This window comes from Labrys sp. E2SS-1L, assembly GCF_057073705.1.
This window is the reverse complement of the sequence record NZ_CP172712.1, coordinates 5,108,559-5,131,887: the sequence shown is the minus strand read 5'-3', so window position 1 is coordinate 5,131,887 and position 23,329 is coordinate 5,108,559. Positions and strand designations below refer to the sequence as shown.

Below are 23,329 nucleotides of genomic sequence, written 5' to 3'. Positions count from 1 at the left end.
ATATCGCCGCGGGATCCTATGGTGATCTTCCTGGCCGGTGCCTGTCAGGGCACCGGCTTTTGCGATGTGACGTGGCGGGCTGATGCTCGCCACGCGAGAGCTATGCCGCGGCCGTGTTGGCCGGCTGCTGTAACTCGTGCTTGCGCACCACGCCCGCACGCCAGGGTTTGAGGACGCCGATGGCGAGGATGGCTGCCAGGATATTGGCGCCCGCCGCGATGATGAACACCACGTCCCAGGTTCCGGTCTGCTGCTGCAGTACGTTGGCGAAGGGAACGAGCAGGGCCGCCGTTCCCTTGGCCGTGTAGAGGAGGCCGGCATTGGTCGCGGCATATTTGGAGCCGAACGTGTCCGTGCAGGTCGAGGGGAAGAGGGAATAGATCTCACCCCAAGCGAAGAATACGAAGCCCGAGAGCAGCACGAACCAGACCGGATCATGGCCGAACAGATGCAGCATGTAGATGCCGACACCTTCCATCGCGAAGGCGATGAACATGGTGTTCTCGCGGCCGATCTTGTCCGACACCCAGCCGAAGAAGGGGCGGGTGAGGCCGTTGAGGATACGGTCGAGGGTGGCGGCGAACGTCACGGCCGTCATGGTCAGGCCAAACAGAGAGACCGGGACGCCGTCGAGCTTGAGATCGGCGCCGATCGGCTTGAGGTTGGCGGTTACCATCAGGCCGCCGGCGCCGACGATCACGAACATGAAGTACATCAGCCAGAAGATCGGCTGGCGCAGCACTTCGGTCGGCGCGAAGTTGCGGCGGGTCTGCACGATGTTCTTGTTCAGCACGGGAGCCGGCACCTGGCCGCTGCGGGGCGTGTGCATGAACAGCGCGAAGATGATGACGATGATGCCCTGGCCGAGACCGAACCAGAAGAAGGCAGCCTGGAACCCGTCATTGGCGATCATGGCCTGGATGGGCGCAACCGTCAGGGCCGAGCCGGCACCGAAACCGGCCGCCGTGATGCCGGCCGCAAGGCCGCGTTTGTCCGGGAACCATTTCAGCGCGTTGCCCACGCAGGTGCCGTAGACGGCGCCGGCGCCGATGCCGGCAATGATCTGTCCCAGATAGAATAGAGTGAGCGAGGTGGCGTAGGAATTGATCACCCAACCGACGGCGCAGAGCGCACCACCGAAGACTACCACCAGTTTTGGCCCGTATTTATCGACGAACCACCCTTCGATCGGCACGAGCCAGGTCTCGAACAGGACGAACAGGGTGAAAGCCCATTGAATGGCTGCCCGGTCCCAGCCGAACGTCTTCTGGATATCGGGAACGAAGAATGTCCAGCCATATTGGAGATTGGCGATCATCACCATACAGACGACGCCGATTGCAAGCTGTGTCCAGCGGAAGGCATCAGATACCCTCGGCAGGTTTTCCTCTCCTTGCGACCCTACCATTGCAGTCCCCCTTGGTTTTTGTTGGAGGTTGGACGGAGCCCAGGCTCCATTAAGCAGGTTATGTCGCCATATTGGTATCTTGCATGCCAGTTGGCAAGCGCCGTTTTTCGGCAAGGCACGCCAAATTGCCCCGGAAGAGGCGTCTTCCAGGGGGCTTGGGAGCGAATCGAGAGAAAGGGCAATCGGTAGCAAGTTACGGAAAGAATTGAGATCTTCGCTCGGTGCGCCTTGGTTGCCGGCACAGTTGCGAATAGATCAAAAAAAGTTGCATAGAAGCAGCCGTAACTCTGCTTAATGTCGTATCTATGCTAGAAATAGTCGCTTATCAGACATAATATTCTGGCATGCCAGAGCGGAATTCGTCTCCCCAACGGCTACCAGCTGCCACGCCTAGCGGGGCAAGCCCTGTGACCGGACCTGGTCTCCCAAATGCGCCCCTACGCCCCCTTGCCTGCTTTGAGCGGTGGCGAGTGCTACACCGGCCTGACAGGCTGTGCCTCGCCCGGAGTGGCTCGGCTCGCCGCAATAAAAGGGCAGCCAGAATCACCGGAGCCGGCCTGGCAATCGCCCCAGTCGAATCGATCCGGCCGAAGCCATTCCCAGGCTGCCGCCCCGGATCTCGGATGAAGGGGCGGCGGCGATCCAGGCCTTCAGAGGCCGAAGGGTTCGCGGGAACCGGCGCGGATATCGGCCTGGGCCATCTTCATCAGGAAGCCCGAGAAAGCCGCCCAGAGACGGTTCGACAGCGGACGGGCAGCAGGGCTGCGGGACAGGGCGGAAGTGGTCATGGTCGTTCTCCACATTGGGTGTTCGAGGAAAGATCCTGTGTTGCCGTGAATCTGGCATGCCAGATCCCAGAAGAGAAGGGCCTATGTTGCAATGCAGTCATGCGCTCTTTGCATTGCGAAGTAAACTGCCTCAGCTCATCTGCAATCCGCTTGTTCCCCCGCCTGATGGGCGGTGTGGGCTAAACCAAGTTTAGGGATACCCCTATACTAAACACGAAAATGCAAGGTTTACTTTGCAGGCTTTACTGCATCGCGGCATGAAATTACGGGCGCCACAAACCTGCGAATTCGTCGATGCAGACGGTCCTTCGAGCCGGCAGAGTCCGGTTTCCTGCGGCCGCAATTTTACTCGCTTTCCCCGACGAATTGAATAGCAAGTATTTGAAATAAAAGAGAATTCATCTCCCCTTCCGGTGAAGGAAGAGGCCGGTTCCAAGCCTGTTAGAGGGTGAAAAATGCGGATTGACACTCTGGTATCTGGCATGCCAATGTACCAGCTGTACGGCATGCCATGGCGTCATTCCGCCAAGTAGAAGGCGATTTCGGCATAGTTGATTGCACCCCTCTTCATCGGAGGCGGTTTCATCGAAGCCGATGACCCTCAGCGGCATATCGTTGCGAAGAACAACGGGAGGAATTGCCCCAATGGCAACGGTTACAGCACTGCAAAAGCCCGTGACCACGACGGCCGAAGACACGCTCAAGCAAAAAGCCCGCGACGGCAGCGTTGTCTCCGGCGGACATCTCGTCGCCAAGGCGCTCAAGGCTGAGGGTGTCGACACGATCTTCACCCTGTGCGGGGGGCATATCATCGACATCTATGATGGCTGTCTCGACGAAGGTATCCGCATCGTCGACGTCCGTCACGAGCAGGTCGCCGCCCATGCCGCCGACGGCTATGCGCGCCAGACCGGCAAGCTCGGCTGCGTGGTCACCACGGCCGGCCCCGGCTGCACCAATGCGATGACCGGCATCGCCACGGCCTTCCGCTCAGAAAGTCCCGTTCTGCATATTGGCGGGCAGGGCGCGCTGACCCAGCACAAGATGGGCTCGCTGCAGGATCTGCCGCATGTCGACATGATGAAGCCGATCACCAAGTTCGCGGCGACGGTCTCCTCTACCGAGCGCGTGGCCGACATGATCTCGATGGCGGCACGCGAATGCTTCGCCGGTGCCTATGGCCCGTCCTATCTCGAGATCCCGCGCGACGTGCTCGACCGGGAAGTCACCCTCGACCGTGCGGTCCTGCCGGAATCCGGCAAATATCGCGCTTCGACCAAGTCGATCGGCGATCCCGCCGACATCGAGAAGCTTGCCGATATCCTGGTCGCCGCCGAGCGCCCCGCCATCCTCTATGGCCAACAGGTCTGGACCGGCCGTGGGCAGGAAGAGGCCATCGCATTGCTGCGTGGGCTCGACATTCCCGGCTATTTCAACGGCGCCAGCCGCGGCCTGCTGCCTCCCGGCGACCCCCATCATTTCGATCGCACCCGCTCGCTCGCCTTCGCCAAGGCCGATGTGCTCGTCATCGTCGGCACGCCCTTCGACTTCCGCATGGGCTATGGCAAACGCATCAGCAAGGACCTCAAGCTGATCCAGATCGACATGGATTACCGCACCGTCGGCAAGAACCGCGACATCGATCTCGGCCTGGTCGGCGATCCCGGTGCGATCCTCGGCGCCGTGCTGCAGGCGGCCTCCGGCCGCATGGACAAGGGCAAGCGCCAGCTGCGCCAGCAATGGATGAAGATGCTCCAGGACGCCGAAGTGGCCGCGACCGAAAAGCTGATGCCGCTCTTCCTGTCCAACCAGACGCCGATCCATCCCTATCGCGTCGCCTATGAACTCAACGAGTTCCTCGGCGAGGACACCATCTATATCGGCGATGGCGGCGACGTAGTGACGATCTCGGCCCAGGCCGTGCGTCCGCGTGGACCGGGCCAGTGGATGGATCCGGGCGCGCTCGGTTCGCTCGGTGTCGGCACCGGTTTTGCCCTGGCGGCCAAGCTCGCCAATCCCAACAAGGAAGTGCTGTGCTATTACGGCGACGGTTCCTTCGGCATGACCGGTTTCGACATGGAAACCGCCGATCGCTTCGGGGCGCCCTATCTGGCCGTCATCGGCAACAACTCCTCGATGAACCAGATCCGCTACGGCCAGGTCGCCAAATATGGCGAGGAGCGCGGCAATGTCGGCAACAAGCTCGGCGATGTGGCCTTCTCGAAATTTGCCCAGATGCTCGGCAATCACGGCGAGGAAGTCCGCGATCCCAACGAGATCCAGCCGGCCCTGCGGCGGGCCCGCGAGGCCATGGCCAGGACGGGGCGTTCGGCCCTGGTGAATATCTGGGTCGATCCGGACGAGTACGCGCCCGGCACCAAGAACCAGACTATGTACAAGTGAGATGGCGGGATGGCCGGCCGCGTGGGAAACGCGCCAGCCGGCCATCCCGGCCCCTCGCCATAACAGATGACATTTCCGAGGAGGGAACGATGGGACAGGCACTCGAAGGCGTGCGCATCCTCGACTTCACGCATGTTCAATCCGGTCCGACCTGCACGCAATTGCTGGCCTGGTTCGGTGCCGACGTGATCAAGGTGGAAAAGCCGGGCGTCGGCGACATCACCCGGACCCAGCTGCGCGACATCCCCAATGTCGACAGCCTCTATTTCACCATGCTCAACCATAACAAGCGTTCCATCACGCTCGACACCAAGAACAAGGCCGGCAAGGCGGTGCTCGAGGAGCTCGTCAGGAGCTGCGACGTGCTGGTGGAGAATTTCGCTCCCGGCGTGCTCGATCGCATGGGCTTTTCCTGGGCCCGCATCCAGGAACTCAATCCGCGCATGATCGTGGCCTCGATCAAGGGCTTCGGCCCCGGTCCCTACCAGGACTGCAAGGTCTATGAGAACGTTGCCCAATGCGCCGGCGGCGCGGCCTCGACCACCGGCTTCGACGACGGTCCTCCGCTGGTGACGGGCGCGCAGATCGGCGACTCCGGTACCGGCCTTCATTTGGCGCTCGGCATCGTCACCGCGCTCTATCAGCGCACCCATTCGGGGCGCGGCCAGCGCGTGGACGCCGCCATGCAGGATGGCGTGCTCAATCTGTGCCGGGTGAAGCTGCGCGACCAGCAGCGCATCGAGCGCGGGCCCATGAAGGAGTATCCGCAATATCCCAATGGCAAATTCGGCGATGCCGTGCCGCGTGCCGGCAATGCCTCGGGCGGGGGGCAGCCCGGCTGGATCCTCAAATGCAAGGGTTGGGAGAGCGATCCCAACGCCTATATCTACTTCATCACCCAGGCGCCGGTCTGGGGCGCGATCTGCAAGGTGATCGGCAAGGAAGAGTGGATCACCGACCCCGACTATGCCACGCCTGAAGCGCGCCTGCCGCGGCTTCGCTCCATCTTCGACACCATCGAGAAATGGACGGAGACCAAGGACAAGTTCGAGGCGATGGACATCCTCAACAAGTTCGACATCCCCTGCGGGCCGATCCTGTCGATGCGCGAGATCGCCAACGAGCCTTCGCTCAGGGTGACGGGGACCGTCGTCGAGGTCGACCATCCCGAGCGTGGGCCTTATCTGTCGGTTGGCAATCCGATCAAGCTCTCAGACAGCCCTACCGTGGTGGAGCGCTCGCCGCTTCTGGGCGAGCACACGCAGGAAGTGCTGCGCGACGTCCTCGGCTTCGACCAGGGCCGGATCGATGAGATTGCGGGAAGCGGCGCCCTTGGCGCTCCCGTGGCGATGGCGGCCGAGTGAGGTTTCATCATTGAGATGATGGGGGCGGGTGCCGTTGTGGTGCCCGCCCCTTTTTATATGGAGCGCGGACATCGCGACATGCCCGTATGTCGCGATGTCCGCTTTTGCCATCCGTTAGGCCCAGCGTTCCCAAGAGCGGACAAGATGTCCGCGCTCCTAGGCTTCCTCTTTGACAGCTTCCGAAATCTGGTATACGTTATGCCAGATAAGAGCGATATCCAGGTGCGGGAGGGAATGATGAAACTGCACGAGTTCCAGTCCAAGCAGATCCTGGCACCCTATGGTGTCGAGGCGCCGCAGGGCGCCGTCGCCATCACCGCCGACGAAGCGGGGCAGGTGGCGCGTCGCCTCGGTGGCTCTCGCTTCGCCGTGAAGGCGCAAATCCACGCCGGCGGGCGCGGGCGGGCCGGGGGCGTCCCTATCGTTTCCTCCCCCGATGCAGCCGAGGAGGCAGCCCGGGCGCTGCTGGGCCGGCGCCTCGTCACCGAGCAAAGCGGTGCGCATGGCCGCGTGGTCGAACGCGTGCTGGTGGAGGCGGCCGTCGATCACATAAGCAGCTTCTATCTGTCGCTCAGCGTGCATGCCGCCAGCGGCACCCTGGTCCTGGCTGCCAGTGGGGCCGGCGGCGATGATATCGAGGACCGCGTCCTTGCCGGAGAAGGTGGTCTCGAGCGCCTCTCCCTGGGGGACGGCAGCCAGGCGAGACGCGAGGACCTGCAGGCCCTGGCGGCGCACCTCGGCCTGACCGGGCAGCCGGCCGAAGCCTTCAGGGCTCTTGCCGATGGCTTGCGCCGCGCTTTCCTGGAACTCGATGCCAGCCTGATCGAGATCAACCCGCTGGTTCTGACCGCCGACAACAGGCTGCTGGCGCTCGACGTCAAGATGATCATCGACGACCACGCCCTGTTCCGCCAGGCCTCCCTGGCGGAGCTGCGCGAAGAGGATGGGGACGAATACGAAGTCAAGGCCCGCCAGCGCCAGCTCAATTATGTCCGCATGGATGGCAGCGTCGGCATTGCCGCCAATGGCGCCGGGCTCGGCCTTGCCACCGTCGACCTCGTCCATGCCGCCGGTGGCGCGCCGGCCAATTTCATGGATATCCGCACCACGGCGACCAGCCTCGACATCGCGCATGGCTTCGGCCTGCTGCTCGACAATCCCCAGGTCCGCGCGCTGCTCATCAATGTGCATGGCGGCGGCATGCAGTCCTGCGACACGGTTGCCGAGGGGCTCGGAATCGCCATGCGACGGGCCGGACGCACCCTGCCGGTGGTGACCAGGCTCGCCGGCAACAACGCCGACTATGCCCGCTCGCGTTTCGCCAATTTCGGCTGCCGCATCATAGAATGCCCGGACATGTGGACGGCCGCCGCGAAGGCCGTTGCTGCCGCACGCTGACGGCGATTTTGCTGCAGTTTTAGACTAATTAATCCAAAAATGCGTTAGCGCCGTCGGCGCTCAAGGGAGGGCGGAATGGCTATCCTCATCGACAGTGAAACCCGCGTCGTCTGCCAGGGCATGACCGGCTGGGCCGGAACCCATCATACCGCCGCGATGATCGAATATGGCACCAAGGTCGTGGCGGGTGTCACGCCCGCCAAGGGTGGGCGGTTCCATCTCGGGGCGCCGGTGTTCGATAGCGTCGCTGCGGCTGCCAAGGAGACCGGCGCCAATGCCAGCATGGTCTTCGTGCCGCCGGCCCAGGCCAGCGCCGCCATCATCGAGGCCATCGAGGCCGAGATTGCGCTGGTCGTCGCCATCACCGAACGGGTGCCGGTGCTCGACATGATCAGGGTGCGCCATGCCCTGGCCGGCTCGAAGACCCGGCTGATCGGCCCCAATTCGCAGGGGATCCTGTCCCCGGGCCTGTGCAAGATGGGCGTGATGGCAACCGGCAGCGAGCGCCCGGGCAGCGTCGGCATCGTCTCGCGCTCGGCCTCGCTGACCAGCGAGGTGATCGCCCAGGTTTCCGCCGCGGGTCTCGGGCAGTCGACCACCGTCGGGGTGGGCGGCGACCCCGTGCATGGGCTGTCGATGCGCGATTGCCTCGAATTGTTCCTCGCCGATGCCAAGACCGAAGGCATCGTGCTGATCGGCGAGATCGGCGGCGAGGAAGAACAGGAAGCGGCCGATTACATCGCCTCTGTCAGGCCGGCCATGCCGATCGTCGGCCTGGTCGTCGGGCTGCATGCCCCGGCCGAGCGGCGCATGGGCCATGCCGGGGCCCTCGCCATGCATGGCCGCGATCGCGCCGACGCCAAGATCGCCGCCTTCGAGAAGGCCGGGATTACCGTGGCATCGAGCCCGCATCTGGTCGGCGATACGATCGGCCGGGCGCTCTCTGCGAGGGCGAAGGCGGCTTGAAAGCAAATCTTTCGGGAAGGAATGATGGCCGGTCTTCAGACCGGCCACTTTTTTGACAAGGAGCGATAGTTCCGTTTCGGTCTGACGACCGGCATATCGCGCCGGCACGTCCTTCGCAGAACAAGCATCCTGCCAGCGCCCGGGCCTCCTCACTGCACGAAGCGGTTCTCCAGGCAGCCGATGCCCTCGATGCTGACGCGGACATCGTTCTCCGCTTCCTTCATGGCACCGACGCCGAGCGAGGTGCCGCAGCAGATCAAATCGCCCGGGAGCAGGGTCATATCCCCCGAGATCAGGCTGACCAGCCTCGCCGGCGGGAAGATCATGTCGGCAACGGGATAGTTCTGACGCTCGTCGCCATTGAGCAGCGTCTTGACCACCAGGGTGGCGGGATCGATGTCGGTGGCGATCACCGGGCCGAACGGCCCGAAGCCGTCGAAGCTCTTGGCGCGCACCCATTGGGCGAAGGTCGAGTCTCGCGTGATGATGTCGCCGGCGGTGATGTCGTTGACGCAGGTATAGCCGAAGATGGCGTCCGCGGCCTCCGCCTCGGAGGCATTGCTGCAGGGCTTGCCGATGACGATGCCAAGCTCGCCCTCATAGACCACCCGGCCGTCATAGGAGGGGGGCCTTGCCACGGTCGCACCCGGCGCGGTGACGCTGGTGGGCGCCTTGAGCAGATAGAGCGGTTCCGGCGGCACGGCGACGTTCAGCTTGGCAGCGAGCTGATGGAAATTGTTCCAGAGCGCGATGATCTTGCTCGGCACTGTCGGCGCCAGCAGCCTGGCCTGTGCCAAGGGCAGTGTGCGGCCAGTGGCGGCGGCGATGCCGAACATGTCGCCGCGATGGACGTGGATGGCGTCGCCTTCGAGCGTGCCGAACTGGGCCTGCCCGTCTTCCTCGAAACGGATCCATTGCGACATGGCGGTTTTGCCTTTCCTGAAAAGTTGGGAACGAGATGTTTGTCCGCCCGTCAGAACCCCTTGATGATTTCCTCGACCATTTTCTTGGCATCGCCGAAGAGCATCATGGTGTTGTCCTTGAAGAAGAGCTCGTTTTCGACGCCGGCATAGCCCGAACCCATGCCGCGCTTGATGAAGAGGACGGTCTTGGCCTTCTCGACATCGAGGATGGGCATGCCGAAGATGGGCGAGGCCGGGTCGGTCTTGGCGGCGGGGTTGGTGACGTCGTTGGCGCCGATGACGAAGGCGACGTCGGCCTGGGCGAACTCGGCATTGATGTCCTCGAGCTCGAACACCTCGTCATAGGGCACGTTGGCCTCGGCCAGGAGCACGTTCATGTGCCCGGGCATGCGGCCGGCGACGGGGTGGATGGCATAGGAGACGTCGACGCCCTCTTCCTTGAGCTGGTCGGCCATCTCGCGCAGGGCATGCTGGGCCTGCGCCACCGCCATGCCGTAGCCGGGCACGATGATGACCTTGCCGGCATTCTTCATGATGAAGGCGGCATCGTCGGCCGAGCCCTGCTTGACCGGACGCGTCTCCGGGCCCTTGCCGCCGCCGCCGGCCGCCGCCGCATCCCCGCCGAACCCGCCCAGGATCACCGAGATGAAGGAGCGGTTCATGCCCTTGCACATGATGTAGGACAGGATGGCACCGGACGAGCCCACCAGCGCCCCGGTGATGATCAAGGCAAGGTTGCCCAGGGTGAAGCCGATGCCGGCCGCTGCCCAGCCCGAATAGGAGTTGAGCATCGAGACCACCACCGGCATGTCGGCCCCGCCGATCGGGATGATGATCAGCCCGCCCAGCACCAGCGAGGCGATGACGATCAGCCAGAACAGGGTGTGGCTGGCCGAGAGCACGAAGGCGATGATCAGGGCGACCAAGAGCGCGGCCAGGGCCGCATTGATGACATGGCGGCTCGGCAGCAGGATCGGTGCACCCGACATGTTGCCGTTGAGCTTGGCGAAGGCGATCACCGAGCCGGTGAAGGTGATGGCGCCGATGGCCACGCCCAGCGACATCTCCACCAGCGACTGCGCTTCGATCTCCCCGCCATGGGCGATGCCGAAGGCGGCGGGGGCATAGAGGGCGCCGGCGGCCACGAACACCGCGGCCAGGCCCACGCCCGAATGGAAGGCGGCCACCAATTGCGGCATCGCCGTCATCGCCACGCGCCTGGCCACCACGGCGCCGAGCCCGCCGCCGACGGCCAGGCCTGCGACCACCAGCAGCCAGCCCGACACGCCCGAGGGCGGGGACACTGCCAGCGTGGTCAGCACGGCAAGGCCCATGCCGATCATGCCGAAGCGGTTGCCCTGGCGCGAGGAGGTCGGCGAGGACAGCCCGCGCAGCGCCAGGATGAACAGCACGCCGGCGACGAGATAGAGGAACTGGGTGAGATTCACGGACATGGACGCTTCCTCACTGGCCGGCGCCGGCGGCCGAAGAGGCCCCGGTCTTCTTGGTCTTGTCGGCGGTCTTGTCCTTGGGCTTGTACATGGCCAGCATGCGCTCGGTGACCAGGAAGCCGCCGAAGATGTTGATGGAGGCCAGCACCAAAGCCAGGAAGCCGAAGCCGCGGGCCCACCAGGGACCGCTCTCGTCCCCGGCCAAGGCGACGCCGACCGAGAGCAGGGCGCCCACCACGATCACCGAGGAGATGGCGTTGGTCACCGACATCAGCGGGGTGTGCAGGGCCGGGGTGACCGACCACACCACGTAATAGCCCACGAAGATGGCGAGCACGAAGATGGCGAAGCGGAAGACGAAGGGATCGATCGCCCCGCCGGTGGCGGCATGGGCCACGCCTCCCAGCGTGGCGGCGAGCTGGTCGGCATAGTCCTGGGCGTGTCTGGCGGCCTCGCCGGCAGCCTGCGCCGCGGCCTGGGCCTTGTCGAGAAGCTCTTGGGGCGTGTCGGCCATGTCGGTCTCCCTCGATGGGATGGATCTGATTGGGGGCGGACCTTCAGATCCGCCTCTTGATGAGATGCAGTCCGTTCCAGGCGGGGCCCTGCTCCATCTCTCGATGGAGCTGAAGACCCGCCCGCCAAAGATCCGTCAGGCCGGCTGGGGCTGGAAGGAAGGATGCACCACCGCCCCGTCCTTGGTGAGGAGGGTGGCCTTGACCAGTTCGTCCTCCCAATTGGGCGCCAGCGTCTTTTCCTTCTTGTCGACCAGCGTCTCGACGAAGGCGAAGAGGTTGCGGGCATAGAGCGAGGAGGCGGAGGCGGCCAGGCGGCCGGGTACGTTGAGATGGCCGATGATCTTGACCCCGCCCGGCGTGACCACGACCTCGCCGGGGCGGGCGCCCTCGACATTGCCGCCGCGCTCGACGGCCAGGTCCACCAGCACGGAGCCGGGCTTGAGGCTGTCCACCATCGCGGCCGAGACCAGGCGCGGGGCGGGCCGGCCGGGGATCAGGGCGGTGGTGATGACGATGTCCTGCTTCTTGATGTGCTCGGCCACCAGGGCGGCCTGCTTGGCCTGGTACTCCGTCGACATCGGCTTGGCATAGCCGGCCGCGGTCTCGGCCTGCTTGAACTCCTCGTCCTCGACGGCGACGAATTTGGCGCCGAGCGAGGCGACCTGCTCCTTGGCGGCCGGGCGCACGTCGGTGGCGGTGACCACCGCGCCCAGGCGCCGTGCCGTGGCGATGGCCTGCAGGCCGGCGACACCGGCGCCCATCACGAAGACCTTGGCGGCGGGCACGGTGCCGGCGGCCGTCATCATCATCGGAAAAGCCCGGCCGAACTCGGCACTGGCGTCGATCACCGCGCGGTAACCGGCAAGGTTGGCCTGGGAGGACAACACGTCCATCACCTGCGCCCGGGTGATGCGCGGCATCAGTTCCATGGCGAAGGCCGACACGTTCGCCTGCGCCAAAGCGGCCAGCGCCTCGTGCTGGCCATAGGGATCCATGATGGCGAGGACCAGGGCGCCCCTGGGATAGGCGCCGAGCTCGTCCGCCCGCGGGCGGCGCACCTTCAGCACAATGGCGGCCCCTTCCAGCGCTTCGGCATTGGAAGCCACCACGCTCGCTCCGGCCGCCGCATAGTCCTCGTCCGTGATCCCGGAGGCCAGCCCCGCACCGCTCGCGACCCGAACCGCCGCGCCAAGCGCAAGCAGCTTCCTGACCGTGTCGGGCGTCGCGCCAACGCGAGGTTCGCCGGGCTCCGTTTCCGAGGGAATACCGATCTTCATGATGATGTCCGCTCCGACAGATCAGCTTTCATGAGTCAGGCCTGGCCGACGGCGCGCAGCGGAGCCGGCGCCGCCTCTTGCGGGAAAGTGGGGTAGAGCCCCTTCACCCGCGCCATCTGCTGGACCAGGGCGAGCACGGCATCGATATGCGGCGTCTCGATCTCGGCGATGCGCCCCATTTCCTGCACCGAGGTGAGCAGGGCGTCGATCTCCAGTGCCCGCCCCTTGTCGAGGTCCTGCAGCATCGAGGTGCGATGGGCGCCGACGCCCGCAGCCCCATCGATGCGCCGGTCGACCCCGACCCGGAAGCGGGCCCCGAACTTGAGGCCGATCTGCTCGGCCTCCACCATCATGGCGCGCGCCAGCGCCCGCGTGCCCGGCTCGGTCGCGATCACGTCGAGCGTGGCATGGGTGAGGGCGGAGATCGGGTTGAAGCACAGATTGCCCCAGAGCTTCAGCCAGATGTCGTCGCGAATATCCTCGTAGAGGCGGGGCTTCAGGCCGCCGGCCGTCATCGCTTCGGCGAGCCTGGCGACGCGCAGGCTCTCCGTGCGGTTGGGCTCGCCGAGGCCGAACTGGTTGCCGTAGATGTGCCTGACCACGCCGGGCTCGATGATCTCGGTGGCCGGATAGACCGTGCAGCCGATTATGCGCTCGGGGCCGATGGCCTGCCACTGCCGGTTGCCCGGATCGACGCTGGCGAGGCGGGTGTCGCCATGAGGCGCGGGCAGGCCGTAGAAATACCACCAGGGCACGCCGTTCTGGGCGGTGACCACGGCGGTGTCGCGGCCGAGCAGCGGCTTGAATGCCTCCGCCGATTCCCAGGCCTGGTGCGCCTTGAGGGCGACGATCACATAATCCTGCGGTCCCAGATCGGCTGGGTTCTGCGTTGCCGTGAGCGAGGCCGTCAGTTCCTGCCCGTCGACGAGCAGCTTGAGGCCGCGGGCCTGCATGGCCTTGAGATGGTCCCCGCGTGCGATGACCGAGACTTCGGCGCCCGCCTGCTGCAGCATCACCGCCATGTAGCCGCCGATCGCGCCGGCGCCATAGATGCAGATCTTCATGATGTCGCTCCCCTTCTGCCGCCCGCCTTGCGGGTCTTCGTTTCAGCTGGTGGTCGTGGTGACGGCGTGGTTGGCCATCAGTTCGAGGGCCCGCACCATGGCGGAATGATCCCAGTCCTTGCCGCCATGGGAGGCGCAGGTGTTGAAGAGTTCCTGCGCCGTCGCCGTATTGGGCAAGGCGATGCCCAGGGTGCGTGCGCCGTCCAGCGCCAGGTTGAGGTCCTTCTGGTGCAGGGCGATGCGGAAGCCCGGATCGAAGGTGCGCTTGACCATGCGGTCGCCATGCACCTCCAGGATGCGGGAGGCGGCAAAGCCGCCCATCAGCGCTTGGCGCACCTTGGTCGGGTCGGCCCCCGCCTTGGAGGCGAACAGCAGGGCCTCGCCGACCGCCTCGATGGTGAGGGCGACGATGATCTGGTTGGCGACCTTGGTGGTCTGGCCATCGCCATTGCCGCCGACCAAAGTGATGTTCTTGCCCATTGTCTCGAACAGCGGCCTGGCGCGCTCGAAAGCGGCCTCGGGGCCGCCGACCATGATGGTGAGGGAAGCGGCCTTGGCGCCGACCTCGCCGCCCGAGACGGGCGCATCGAGATAGTCGCAGCCGAGCTCGTTGATGCGCCTGGCGAAGCCCTTGGTGGCGATCGGCGAGATCGAGCTCATGTCGATGACGAGCTTGCCGGCGGAAAGGCCCTCGGCGACGCCGTTCTTGCCAAACAGCACCGTCTCCACGTCCGGGGTATCCGGCACCATGGTGATGATGATGTCGGCCTTGCGGGCGACATCGGCGGCGCTCGCCTCGGCCTTGCCGCCGGCGGCGGTGAGCTCGGCCGGAACCGGGCCGAGTGTGGTCAGGTAGACGGTGTGGCCGGCCGCGATCAGGTGTCCCGCCATCGGGGAACCCATGATGCCCAGTCCGACAAAGCCGATATTCATGGTGAGAGTCCTATATGGTTAAGGTCGAAACGCTGGGGCCTTCCCTTCTCCCCTTGCGGGAGAAGGTGGCGCGAAGCGCCGGATGAGGGGTGGAGGCACTTCGTTCTGGCAAGTTGGAGAGACCCCTCATCCCCCTGCCGGGACCCCTAGCGGTTCCGCAGGAACTGCGGAGTCCCGCAAGGGGAGAAGGGAGTTCATTCAACTCAGCGAGCGGCACCCGCCGCCTTCAGCCAGCCCAGGCCCGCTTCGGTCTCGCCCTTGGGCTTGTATTCGCAGCCGATCCAGCCGGCATAGCCGAGCTGGTCGAGCCACTGGTAGAGGAAGGGATAGTTGATCTCGCCGGTGCCCGGCTCGTTGCGGCCGGGATTGTCGGCCAGCTGCACATGCCAGATCTGCGGCAGGTATTTCTCGATGGTGCGGGCCAGGTCCCCTTCCATGATCTGCATGTGGTAGATGTCGTATTGCAGGCCGATATTGTCCGAGCCCGTCTCGGCGATGATCTCGGCGGCCTGGCTTGTGTTGGTCAGGAAGAAGCCGGGAATGTCGCGGGTGTTGATCGCCTCGATCACCAGGCGGATGCCGGCCTTCTTGAGCTCCCCGGCGGCATAGCCGATGTTCTCGACGAAGGTGGCCCTTGCCTCGACCGCGTCGACGGAAGCGGGCGCGATGCCGGCCAGGCAGTTGACCAGCTTGCAGTCGAGCGCCTTGGCATAGCTGATCGCCTGGGCGACGCCCTCGCGGAACTCGGCCTTGCGGTCGGGCAGCACGGCGATGCCGCGCTCCCCGCCCGCCCAGTCGCCGGCCGGCAGATTGTGCAGGACCTGGGTGAGCTTGTGCTCCTTCAGCGCCGCGGCGAGGTCGGCCGCCGCGAAGGGATAGGGGAACAGATATTCCACGCCCGAAAAGCCATTGCGGGCGGCTGCCGCGAAGCGCTCCATGAACGGCACTTCGTTGAACAGCATGGTGAGGTTGGCGGCAAATCGGGGCATGGCTGGCTTCCCGGTTCAGGCGAATTGAGGACGAGGCTGTCCGATCGAGGAACGGTTTCCTCGGCAGGGACGTGGGCGTGGGATGAAGCGATAGCCGGCTATTCGGCCGCGACGGCTTCCGACCGGATGGGCAGGTCGAGGATGTCCTCGAACTCGGTGACTGCGTCGATCTCCGGACCCATGGCGATGTTTGTGACACGCTCGAGGATGAACTCGACCACGACGGGCACCTGATGCTCGCGCATCCATTCGCGGGCCTTCTCGAAGGCCTGGCTGAACTCGTTGGGACTGCGGACCCGGATCGCCTTGCAGCCGAGCCCTTCGGCGACGGCGACGTGGTCGACGCCATAGCTTTCGAGGTCCGGCGCATTGATGTTCTCGAAGGAGAGCTGGACCTGGAAATCCATGTCGAAGCCGCGCTGGGCCTGGCGGATCAGGCCGAGATAGGCGTTGTTCACCACGACATGGATATAGGGCAGCTTGAACTGGGCGCCGACGGCCAGTTCCTCGATCAGGAACTGGAAGTCATAGTCGCCGGACAGGGCCACGATCTCCCTGTCGGGATCGGCGGCACGTACGCCGAGCGCGGCGGGAATGGTCCAGCCGAGCGGGCCGGCCTGGCCGCAATTGATCCAGTGGCGCGGGTGGTGCACGCGCAGGAACTGGGCGCCGGCGATCTGCGACAGGCCGATGGTCGAGACGTAGCAGACATCCCGGCCGAAGGCGGTGTTCATCTCCTCATAGACGCGCTGGGGCTTCAGCGGCACATTGTCGAAATGGCTGCGTCGATGCAGGCTGCTCTTGCGCCCGCGGCATTCGTCGGCCCAGGCCGAGCGGTCCTTGAGCCTGCCCTGCGCCTGTAGGTCACGGGCCACGTCAAGGAAGAGATCGAGGGCAGCGCCTGCATCGGAGACGATGCCGAGATCCGGGTTGAAGACCCGGCCGATCTGGGTCGGCTCGATGTCGACATGCACGAATTTGCGGCCCTTGGTGTAGACCTCCACCGAACCGGTGTGGCGGTTGGCCCAGCGATTGCCGATGCCGAAGACGAAATCGGAGGCGAGCAGCGTGGCATTGCCGTAGCGATGGCTGGTCTGCAGGCCGACCATGCCGGCCATCAGAGGATGGTCGTCGGGAATGGTGCCCCAGCCCATCAGGGTCGGGATGACAGGCACGCCGGTCAGCTCGGCGAAGGCGACGAGCTTGTCGGCGGCATCGGCATTGATGATGCCGCCGCCTGCCACGATCAGCGGGCGCTCGGCTGTCTGCAGGAGCGCGATGGCCTTCTCGGCCTGGAGCCGCGTCGCCGCCGGCTTGTAGACGGGGAGCGGCGCATAGCTCTCGTCGTCGAACTCGATCTCGCCCAATTGCACGTCGAGGGGCAGGTCGATCAGCACAGGGCCGGGGCGGCCCGAGCGCATCAGGTGGAAGGCCTGCTGGAACACGCGCGGCACCAGAGCCGGCTCACGCACGGTGACGGCCCATTTGGTGACGGGCTTGGCGATGGCCTCGATGTCGACGGCCTGGAAATCCTCCTTGTAGAGGCGGGCGCGCGGCGCCTGGCCGGTGATGCACAGGATCGGAATGGAATCGGCCGCCGCCGAATAGAGGCCGGTGATCATGTCGGTGCCAGCCGGGCCGGAGGTGCCGATGCAGACGCCGATATTGCCGGCCCTGGCCCGGGTGTAGCCCTCGGCCATATGTGAGGCACCTTCGACATGGCGGGCAAGGTAATGGTTGATCGAGCCGCGTGCCTTCATGGCCGAATAGAGCGGGTTGATCGCAGCGCCCGGCACGCCGAAGGCGCACACCACGCCCTCGCGTTCCAGCACCCTGACGGCGGCGTCGATTGCTCGCATTCTGGTCATGGAGGTTCCGCCCTGTTTCTGATTTTTCTGGTATACAAGATGCCAGCATTTGGAGGCGTGTCAACTGCTTTATGCAACCTGGCCTTTGCGCCGGCCGCGGCGGATTGGCGCAAATTGCTCCCGAATCCGCCAGTTCGGCGAAGCGAAAAGACCCTTTCTGTTGATGAACGGCGCTACCGTCGTACCGGTCCGATGCCTCCAGCCGTAATCTATGAGAAGCTGGCGTATCTTCACGATCACCCTGCCATTTCAAGGAGAACGGCCATGCGGCTACCCGACCTGATGCGAACCACTGTGGTAGGACTTGCGCTCCTCTCCACGGCAGGGTCGGCCCTCGCGGCCGCGAACTGCGCCAATGCCAGTGACGAGGCTGCCTTGAATCAATGTGCCAGCACATCGCTGAAGGCGTCCGATGGTGAGCTCAACACCCTCTACAGGCAGATCCAGAAACGCCTGAACGGTGATGCGGATAAAACGAAATTGCTGGTCGCGGCGCAAAGAGCCTGGGTCACCTTTCGCGACGCCGAATGCAATTTTTCAAGTGCCGGTGTCACCGGTGGCACCCTCTATCCGTTGGCGGTGACGCAGTGCCGCGATGGCCTGACCAAGGATCGCATCAAGACTTTCAAGACCTATCTCAACTGCGAGGAGGGCGATCTGAGCTGCTCGGTTCCGGCCGCGAATTAATCATCCGCCGTACCTTCGCCCGACTGCATTTCTGACACGATCCTCGTCGATAGGCTTTCTGCCGTCGCTCTCCCTGAGCAGGCCTGCGTTGATCGCCGATGGCTGGAACTTTATAAAGCCCCAGGATTCGATCGAAGAATCACACAAACGTCATGATGAAAGGACAGGAGTGTTCCCGTCAATGACGTAATCCTGCCGCTCTGACACTGAAACTGTCGTTCGTTCAACTGATACCGAACATCTCGCAGAGCGCGGGCAACTTATCGCAACATATACGGATCATGATATGTCTCGACCGACCCTAGCCGTCATCCTCGCCGCAGGTGAAGGCACCCGCATGAAATCGTCACTGCCGAAGGTGCTTCATGCCATCGCCGGCCGTTCCATGCTGGCCCATGTCCTGGCGAGCGTGAAGCAGGCCGGCATCACCGACGCGGCCGTCGTCGTCGGCCCCGGCCGGGAGGATGTCGCCAAGGTCGCCCAGAAGGAACTGCCCGGCTGCGCCGTGTTTACCCAGGTCGAGCGCAAGGGCACGGGTCACGCCGTGCTGGCGGCGAAGGAGGCCCTGGCTGATGGCAAGGACATCATCGTGCTCTATGCCGACACGCCGCTGGTGCGTCCGCAGTCGATCGAGACGCTCAAGGCAGCCTTGGCGGATGGCGCCAGCGTCGCCGTTCTCGGTTTCCATGCGGCCGATCCTACCGGCTATGGCAGGCTGATCGTCGAAGGCGATGCGCTCACCGCCATCGTCGAGGAAAAGGATGCCACGCCTGAGCAGAAGGCTGTCGGCTTTTGCAATGGCGGCCTGATGGCCCTCAGCGGCGAGCATGGCCTTGCCCTGCTCGAAGCCATCGGCAACGCCAATGCCAAGGGCGAATATTATCTCACCGACGCAGCGGAGATCGCGCATCGGCGAGGGCTCCGGGCTGTCGCCCGCCCGATCGCCGAGGAGGAGGTGCAGGGCGTGAACGATCGCCTGCAACTGGCCGCGGCGGAGGCCGTGATGCAATCGCGTCTGCGCGCGCATGCCATGCGCGAAGGCGTGACCATGACTGCGCCCGAAACCGTGTTCCTCTCCCATGACACCCGCATCGGCAATGACGTGGTGATCGAACCCAATTGCTGGTTCGGCCCGGGCGTGACTATCGAGAGCGGCGCGGTGATCCATGCCTTCTCCCATCTGGAAGGTGCGCATGTCGGCAGTGGCGCTTCGGTCGGCCCCTTTGCCCGGCTGCGGCCGGGCGCCGACCTTGCCGAAGAGGTCAAGATCGGCAATTTCGTCGAGGTCAAGGCGGCAAGCGTGGAGAGGGGCGCCAAGATCAGCCATCTCAGCTATATCGGCGATGCCAGGGTGGGGGCCGAGGCCAATATCGGTGCGGGCACCATCACCTGTAATTATGACGGCTATCTCAAGCATCGCACCGATATCGGTGCGGGCGTGTTCGTCGGCTCCAACTCGGCCCTGGTGGCACCCGTGACGATCGGGGATAACGCCAATATCGGCGCCGGCTCGGTGATCACCCGGGATGTGCCCGCCGATGCCCTGGCGGTGGCCCGTGGCCGACAGGTCGGGATCGATGGCTGGGCCAAGACCTATCGGGCCAAGAAGAAGGCGGAAAAGGCGGCCAAGGCCAAGGGCTGAAGAAAAAGCTCCGAGGAGCGCGGGCGAGCCGTCCGGGCTCCCCGGGAGATAATGGTCCGTTTGATCCTGTCTGCAGAAAATCAATGAAAATAGCCGGCTGAAAGCCGGCTATTTTCATGTCGAACGTCCCGTATCGGCCGGCGCTGCTGCGATCAACCTTCCGCCCGGAGCAGCACCACGCCGGATCGCGGCTTGAGTTCGATCGGACCGTTGACCGCTTGGCCGGACAGATCGCGCCAGCTGCCGGCGGGCGGCTGGATCGTGGCCGATTCCCGGTCCGAGAAGTTCACGGCAGCATAGCCGCGCTGGTAGTTGCGCCAGGCGGTTGTGCCCTGAAGCTGGGAAGCGCCGGTGGGAGGCCCGACAGGCGGATCGAGATTGGGATATTCGACCCAGCGCCCGGTGTCCTTCTGCGGCAGTACGGCGAGATAGCTGCGATTGTTGCGGTTCACCAGGAAGCTGGCGACGATCCAGGACAACTCGGCGTTGTCGGGGGGAGCGGAGCCGTTCGTGCAAGTGTAGTTGATCGAGACATAGGCCCGATCCTTGCGCTGCTGGATCAACTCACGCTTGAGACGCCAGGCGTCGTCGGTGATGCGGCGCCGGCAGCTGTCGCTGAAGCCGCCTTCATCGACCCAGATATCGGCGAGATTGATCAGGGCCTTGGTCTCGTCGGGTTGCTTGGGGTCGATCTTGGCATTCAGTGCGATCAGGCCGCCGCGTTGATGGATTTCCTTGGCGAGCCAGCCGATATAATCGAGCTTCTGGGCGGTATGAGCCGGATCCCGCGACTGCCCGCTGAAAAGCTGCACCCATTTGCCGTCGCGCCAGACACCGCAGCGCTTGTCAGTGTTGGGCAGGGCGACATTGTCGAAGGCAATGGAATGATAACCCTTGGCCAAGGCCGGCTCGATATAGGTCTTCAAGAGATATTGGCGCACCTCGGGATTGCTGGTGTCCAGCGGCGCATAGGCACCCCAGGAATAGGTGTAGCCGAAGGAGGGCGTCTGCTGATCACACTGATAGGTGATCCAGCTGGGATGATTGGCCTTGTACCATTCCGCCGTATGGGCGCGGTTGAGATCGCGCTGGTTGGGGTAGTAGAAGCTGTCGATCACCTTGTTCGAGCGCAGGGGTGTCTTGGAGCCCCAGACGAAGCCGACATTGGGCAGGTTGGCAGGCGACTTCATGCGACCGTTGAAGATCTGGGCGCGCGGGATGCGGTCCACGGTCTCCGGATGCGCCACGCTTTGTTGCCCCAGGGCTGCGGTCCCAACCAGGAGGGAGGCGGTGACGGCAATGCCGAAACTCACATGTTTTTGCAGCATGGCTCTTCCGTTGATCTATATGCGCATGCGCGGCCTCTCGACCTCGCCCGCAGGGTGAAACAGCCTCCAGCGGAGCCGGAGGCCGTCGTTTATTCCCGGCCCGGCAGGAGATGTCCGAGGAGGACCAGCGCAGTCGGATCCTCGTGGCGCAACGCGAGGGCATCGAAGCAGGCGCCGATGGCGTTCTCGATGTCCTGGCTGGCCCGGCAGGCACGTGCAAGCTGGACATAGTCGTCGGCGGTGGCAGCGCCCTGCGCGGAGACCGCCTGCAGCAGCGTCTTGGCCTGTGCATAGTGACGGTTGGCAATCAGGGCACGTGCATGCAGGCTGCGGGCGGCGCCGTCCTCCGGATAATCCGCGAGCAGGGCGGCGGTGTGCTCCTGGCTGTCCGGCTCCTTGGCGACCAGCACCTTGCGGGCTTCGGCGAGCCGGCGCGCCTTGATGCGTTCGGCAAGATCGCCCGCTGCCTGTTCGAGGCCGAGCCGGCCGCCGGCCTGCAGCCATTCATGGGCTTCCTGCCAGCGCTGGTCGCGGAAGGCCTGCCTGGCGCGATTGCCGACATCGCGGGCAAGGGTGGCCGAAGCATCGGCGAGGGCCGTTGCATCGGTAACCAGTTTGGCATTGTGGGCAAATGCTCCGGCTTCGCCTGCCGAGGCCAGCAGCCTCAGGAAATCGATGCGAAGGGCGGCATTGTCCGGAGCAAGGGCGAGCGCCATTTCGAAGGCTGCCATCCGCTCCGGTGCCGGGTTCTGCTTTCGCAGTGCCTGCTGGCGGAGCAGGGTGACGATGCGCGGCAGCACTTCGGAATCGCAGGATTCGATCCTGGCGGGTGCCACCGCCGAGACGCGCGCCGCCGCCTGTACCTCGCCATGGCGCAGCAGGGCGCGAATGCCGGCAACGGCCTCGTTGACCGAAGAAGGCAGGAGATCGGTGAGGGCCGCGATGGTGCCCTCGATATCGCCCAGGCTCAAAGTGCTGCGCGCCAGGGTACGCAGGGCAATATTGTCGTCGGGCGTGATCGCCAGGGCGGTCCGTGCTTCCTCGGCAGCTTCGGCGAAGCGTTCAAGCTTGAAGAGTGCCACGCTTGCGCGCGTATGCGACTCCGCTGGAGAGGCTAGGGTCATCTTGACAACTCGGCGTTTGCCCCAGTCGGGGGAGGTGGATCTGGCTTTCGGCCCGTCGCGAAATTCCTTCGCGGCGAGCCGGGCCGGGGGGTGTCTTGCAAGTCCGAGCTCAACTCAGACCCGGTAGTAGGAGCGGTACCATTCGACAAAGTTCTTGACGCCGACATCGATCGTCGTCGTCGGCTTGTAGTCGATGAGCTGCTCCAAGAGATCCGCGGCAGCGAAGGTCGCGGGAACATCGCCCTTCTGCATGTCGAGGAAGTTCCGCTTCACCGGCATGCCCAGGCATTTTTCGACGGCATCGACATAGTCGAGCAGGCCGACCGGCTGGCCGCCGCCGATATTGACGACGCGATAGGGCCCGGCCGGCGACAGGGAATCGATGTCGCTGACCGGCTGGCCCTCCACGGGCGGCACCTTGGTGAGGCGCGCGATAGATTCGACCAGATCTTCGACATAGGTGAAGTCGCGCTGCATCTTGCCATGGCCGTAGACGTCGATCGGCTCGCCAGCCAGCGTCGCCTTGACGAATTTGAACAGGGCCATGTCGGGCCGGCCCCAGGGGCCGTAGACCGTGAAGAAGCGGAAGGCCGTGGTCGGGATCTTCCACAGATGCGCATAGGAATGCGCCATGTCCTCGGTGGCCTTCTTGGTCGCCGCGTAGAGCGTGAGCGGATGATCGGTGCGCTCGCGCTCGTTGAAGGGCATGTCCTTGTTGGCGCCGTAGACCGAACTCGTCGAGGCGAACAGGAAATGGCCGACGGAATGAGCCCGGGCCAACTCCATCACGTTGAAGGTGCCGACCAGGTTGGCATCGACATAGGCGCGCGGATTTTCCAGGCTGTAGCGCACGCCCGCCTGGGCGGCGAGATGGATGATGACATCGGGCTTCTCGTCGGCGACGACCTGCTCGAGCGCACCGAAATCCTCCAGCATCAGGATGTGTTCGCGGAACGCATTGGTCTTGCCGAGCATGGCGTGCCGGGCCTGCTTCAGCGTGACGTCGTAATACGGCGTCATGCCGTCCACGCCTGCCACGAAGTGGCCGTCGGCCAACAGGCGGCGGGCGAGATGGAAGCCGATGAAGCCAGCCGTGCCGGTAATCAGAAAGCGCATAAAGGGTCAGTCCTTTCATAGCGTTTTGCGATTTGGCGGTATCGCCAAGAATCGCAAAGACGCGTCACGATGAAGAGCTGGAGCA

The 23,329-nt window shown here is 64.5% G+C and carries 19 protein-coding genes; 6 read left to right on the top strand and 13 right to left on the bottom strand.

Annotation, left to right across the window (positions count from 1 at the left end; genetic code table 11):
- Positions 1-100: 100 nt before the first annotated feature.
- Both oxlT and ACIGJE_RS23955 read right to left on the bottom strand, forming a co-directional pair.
- Positions 101-1,408 (bottom strand): oxalate/formate MFS antiporter, encoded by a 1,308-nt coding sequence (oxlT, locus tag ACIGJE_RS23960; RefSeq protein WP_311945259.1) that lies wholly within the window; start codon positions 1,406-1,408, stop codon positions 101-103.
- A 650-nt stretch (positions 1,409-2,058) separates the two neighbouring features.
- On the bottom strand, positions 2,059-2,196 hold the full coding sequence (locus ACIGJE_RS23955) for a hypothetical protein (protein WP_311945258.1): 138 nt from the start codon (positions 2,194-2,196) through the stop codon (positions 2,059-2,061).
- A gap of 645 nt (positions 2,197-2,841) precedes the next feature.
- Between ACIGJE_RS23955 and ACIGJE_RS23950 the strand changes: the two genes are divergently transcribed.
- The 4 genes from ACIGJE_RS23950 to sucD all read left to right on the top strand — a co-directional run bounded on the left by ACIGJE_RS23950 (position 2,842) and on the right by sucD (position 8,327).
- Positions 2,842-4,599 carry a thiamine pyrophosphate-binding protein gene (locus ACIGJE_RS23950; protein WP_367627070.1) on the top strand — a complete coding sequence of 586 codons (1,758 nt, stop codon included), beginning with the start codon at positions 2,842-2,844 and terminating at the stop codon, positions 4,597-4,599.
- A gap of 89 nt (positions 4,600-4,688) precedes the next feature.
- Entirely contained in the window at positions 4,689-5,963 is a 1,275-nt protein-coding gene (frc, locus tag ACIGJE_RS23945) for a formyl-CoA transferase (protein ID WP_311945256.1), read from the top strand.
- 234 nt (positions 5,964-6,197) lie between these two features.
- Positions 6,198-7,361 carry a succinate--CoA ligase subunit beta gene (locus ACIGJE_RS23940; protein ID WP_415087340.1) on the top strand — a complete coding sequence of 388 codons (1,164 nt, stop codon included), beginning with the start codon at positions 6,198-6,200 and terminating at the stop codon, positions 7,359-7,361.
- Between the two features lie 75 nt (positions 7,362-7,436).
- A complete protein-coding gene (gene sucD / locus ACIGJE_RS23935) occupies positions 7,437-8,327 on the top strand; it encodes a succinate--CoA ligase subunit alpha (protein ID WP_415087341.1) in 891 nt (296 codons plus the stop codon).
- A 149-nt stretch (positions 8,328-8,476) separates the two neighbouring features.
- Here sucD and ACIGJE_RS23930 read toward each other — a convergent pair whose 3' ends face one another.
- The 8 genes from ACIGJE_RS23930 to gcl form a co-directional block, all read right to left on the bottom strand.
- The gene (locus ACIGJE_RS23930; protein ID WP_311945252.1) at positions 8,477-9,250 is read right to left on the bottom strand and encodes a fumarylacetoacetate hydrolase family protein; all 774 of its coding nucleotides are present in this window, start codon (positions 9,248-9,250) and stop codon (positions 8,477-8,479) included.
- Between the two features lie 50 nt (positions 9,251-9,300).
- Entirely contained in the window at positions 9,301-10,704 is a 1,404-nt protein-coding gene (locus ACIGJE_RS23925) for an NAD(P)(+) transhydrogenase (Re/Si-specific) subunit beta (RefSeq protein WP_483678843.1), read from the bottom strand.
- A gap of 10 nt (positions 10,705-10,714) precedes the next feature.
- Entirely contained in the window at positions 10,715-11,215 is a 501-nt protein-coding gene (locus ACIGJE_RS23920; RefSeq protein ID WP_068299804.1) for a proton-translocating transhydrogenase family protein, read from the bottom strand.
- A 135-nt stretch (positions 11,216-11,350) separates the two neighbouring features.
- Positions 11,351-12,493 carry a Re/Si-specific NAD(P)(+) transhydrogenase subunit alpha gene (locus ACIGJE_RS23915; protein WP_483678841.1) on the bottom strand — a complete coding sequence of 381 codons (1,143 nt, stop codon included), beginning with the start codon at positions 12,491-12,493 and terminating at the stop codon, positions 11,351-11,353.
- Between the two features lie 35 nt (positions 12,494-12,528).
- Positions 12,529-13,557, bottom strand: a complete 1,029-nt coding sequence (locus ACIGJE_RS23910; protein ID WP_483678839.1) for a 2-dehydropantoate 2-reductase — start codon at positions 13,555-13,557, stop codon at positions 12,529-12,531.
- 42 nt (positions 13,558-13,599) lie between these two features.
- The gene (gene glxR / locus ACIGJE_RS23905) at positions 13,600-14,490 is read right to left on the bottom strand and encodes a 2-hydroxy-3-oxopropionate reductase (RefSeq protein ID WP_483678838.1); all 891 of its coding nucleotides are present in this window, start codon (positions 14,488-14,490) and stop codon (positions 13,600-13,602) included.
- 203 nt (positions 14,491-14,693) lie between these two features.
- Positions 14,694-15,479: a hydroxypyruvate isomerase gene (gene hyi, locus ACIGJE_RS23900; protein WP_483678836.1), complete on the bottom strand. Its 786-nt coding sequence runs from the start codon at positions 15,477-15,479 to the stop codon at positions 14,694-14,696.
- Positions 15,480-15,577: 98 nt separating this feature from the next.
- Complete coding sequence (gene gcl, locus ACIGJE_RS23895; RefSeq protein ID WP_483678835.1) at positions 15,578-17,347, bottom strand: glyoxylate carboligase; 1,770 nt, start codon at positions 17,345-17,347, stop codon at positions 15,578-15,580.
- Positions 17,348-17,611: 264 nt separating this feature from the next.
- Here gcl and ACIGJE_RS23890 point away from each other — a divergent pair, with 264 nt between their 5' ends.
- Positions 17,612-18,034, top strand: coding sequence for a lysozyme inhibitor LprI family protein (locus ACIGJE_RS23890; protein WP_483678833.1), 423 nt, complete (start codon positions 17,612-17,614; stop codon positions 18,032-18,034).
- A gap of 286 nt (positions 18,035-18,320) precedes the next feature.
- Complete coding sequence (gene glmU / locus ACIGJE_RS23885; protein ID WP_483678831.1) at positions 18,321-19,676, top strand: bifunctional UDP-N-acetylglucosamine diphosphorylase/glucosamine-1-phosphate N-acetyltransferase GlmU; 1,356 nt, start codon at positions 18,321-18,323, stop codon at positions 19,674-19,676.
- Positions 19,677-19,828: 152 nt separating this feature from the next.
- On the opposite strand, the gene ACIGJE_RS23880 is transcribed toward glmU, so the two are convergent.
- From ACIGJE_RS23880 to ACIGJE_RS23870, 3 genes are all read right to left on the bottom strand, one after another.
- Positions 19,829-21,004, bottom strand: coding sequence for an endo alpha-1,4 polygalactosaminidase (locus ACIGJE_RS23880; protein WP_311944579.1), 1,176 nt, complete (start codon positions 21,002-21,004; stop codon positions 19,829-19,831).
- 89 nt (positions 21,005-21,093) lie between these two features.
- The gene (locus tag ACIGJE_RS23875; protein ID WP_367626727.1) at positions 21,094-22,086 is read right to left on the bottom strand and encodes a tetratricopeptide repeat protein; all 993 of its coding nucleotides are present in this window, start codon (positions 22,084-22,086) and stop codon (positions 21,094-21,096) included.
- Between the two features lie 156 nt (positions 22,087-22,242).
- Positions 22,243-23,244, bottom strand: coding sequence for an NAD-dependent epimerase/dehydratase family protein (locus ACIGJE_RS23870; protein ID WP_311944581.1), 1,002 nt, complete (start codon positions 23,242-23,244; stop codon positions 22,243-22,245).
- Positions 23,245-23,329: the final 85 nt, after the last annotated feature.

Bases quoted from the DNA above. Each gene is read 5' to 3' on its own strand.
- glmU (WP_483678831.1), top strand. From the start codon at position 18,321: ATGTCTCGACCGACCCTAGCCGTCATCCTCGCCGCAGGTGAAGGCACC.
- hyi (WP_483678836.1), bottom strand. From the start codon at position 15,479: ATGCCCCGATTTGCCGCCAACCTCACCATGCTGTTCAACGAAGTGCCG.
- ACIGJE_RS23920 (WP_068299804.1), bottom strand. From the start codon at position 11,215: ATGGCCGACACGCCCCAAGAGCTTCTCGACAAGGCCCAGGCCGCGGCG.
- ACIGJE_RS23870 (WP_311944581.1), bottom strand. From the start codon at position 23,244: ATGCGCTTTCTGATTACCGGCACGGCTGGCTTCATCGGCTTCCATCTC.
- ACIGJE_RS23910 (WP_483678839.1), bottom strand. From the start codon at position 13,557: ATGAAGATCTGCATCTATGGCGCCGGCGCGATCGGCGGCTACATGGCG.
- frc (WP_311945256.1), top strand. From the start codon at position 4,689: ATGGGACAGGCACTCGAAGGCGTGCGCATCCTCGACTTCACGCATGTT.
- ACIGJE_RS23930 (WP_311945252.1), bottom strand. From the start codon at position 9,250: ATGTCGCAATGGATCCGTTTCGAGGAAGACGGGCAGGCCCAGTTCGGC.
- ACIGJE_RS23950 (WP_367627070.1), top strand. From the start codon at position 2,842: ATGGCAACGGTTACAGCACTGCAAAAGCCCGTGACCACGACGGCCGAA.
- ACIGJE_RS23955 (WP_311945258.1), bottom strand. From the start codon at position 2,196: ATGACCACTTCCGCCCTGTCCCGCAGCCCTGCTGCCCGTCCGCTGTCG.
- oxlT (WP_311945259.1), bottom strand. From the start codon at position 1,408: ATGGTAGGGTCGCAAGGAGAGGAAAACCTGCCGAGGGTATCTGATGCC.
- glxR (WP_483678838.1), bottom strand. From the start codon at position 14,490: ATGAATATCGGCTTTGTCGGACTGGGCATCATGGGTTCCCCGATGGCG.
- ACIGJE_RS23890 (WP_483678833.1), top strand. From the start codon at position 17,612: ATGCGGCTACCCGACCTGATGCGAACCACTGTGGTAGGACTTGCGCTC.
- ACIGJE_RS23915 (WP_483678841.1), bottom strand. From the start codon at position 12,493: ATGAAGATCGGTATTCCCTCGGAAACGGAGCCCGGCGAACCTCGCGTT.
- sucD (WP_415087341.1), top strand. From the start codon at position 7,437: ATGGCTATCCTCATCGACAGTGAAACCCGCGTCGTCTGCCAGGGCATG.
- gcl (WP_483678835.1), bottom strand. From the start codon at position 17,347: ATGACCAGAATGCGAGCAATCGACGCCGCCGTCAGGGTGCTGGAACGC.
- ACIGJE_RS23940 (WP_415087340.1), top strand. From the start codon at position 6,198: ATGATGAAACTGCACGAGTTCCAGTCCAAGCAGATCCTGGCACCCTAT.
- ACIGJE_RS23880 (WP_311944579.1), bottom strand. From the start codon at position 21,004: ATGCTGCAAAAACATGTGAGTTTCGGCATTGCCGTCACCGCCTCCCTC.
- ACIGJE_RS23925 (WP_483678843.1), bottom strand. From the start codon at position 10,704: ATGTCCGTGAATCTCACCCAGTTCCTCTATCTCGTCGCCGGCGTGCTG.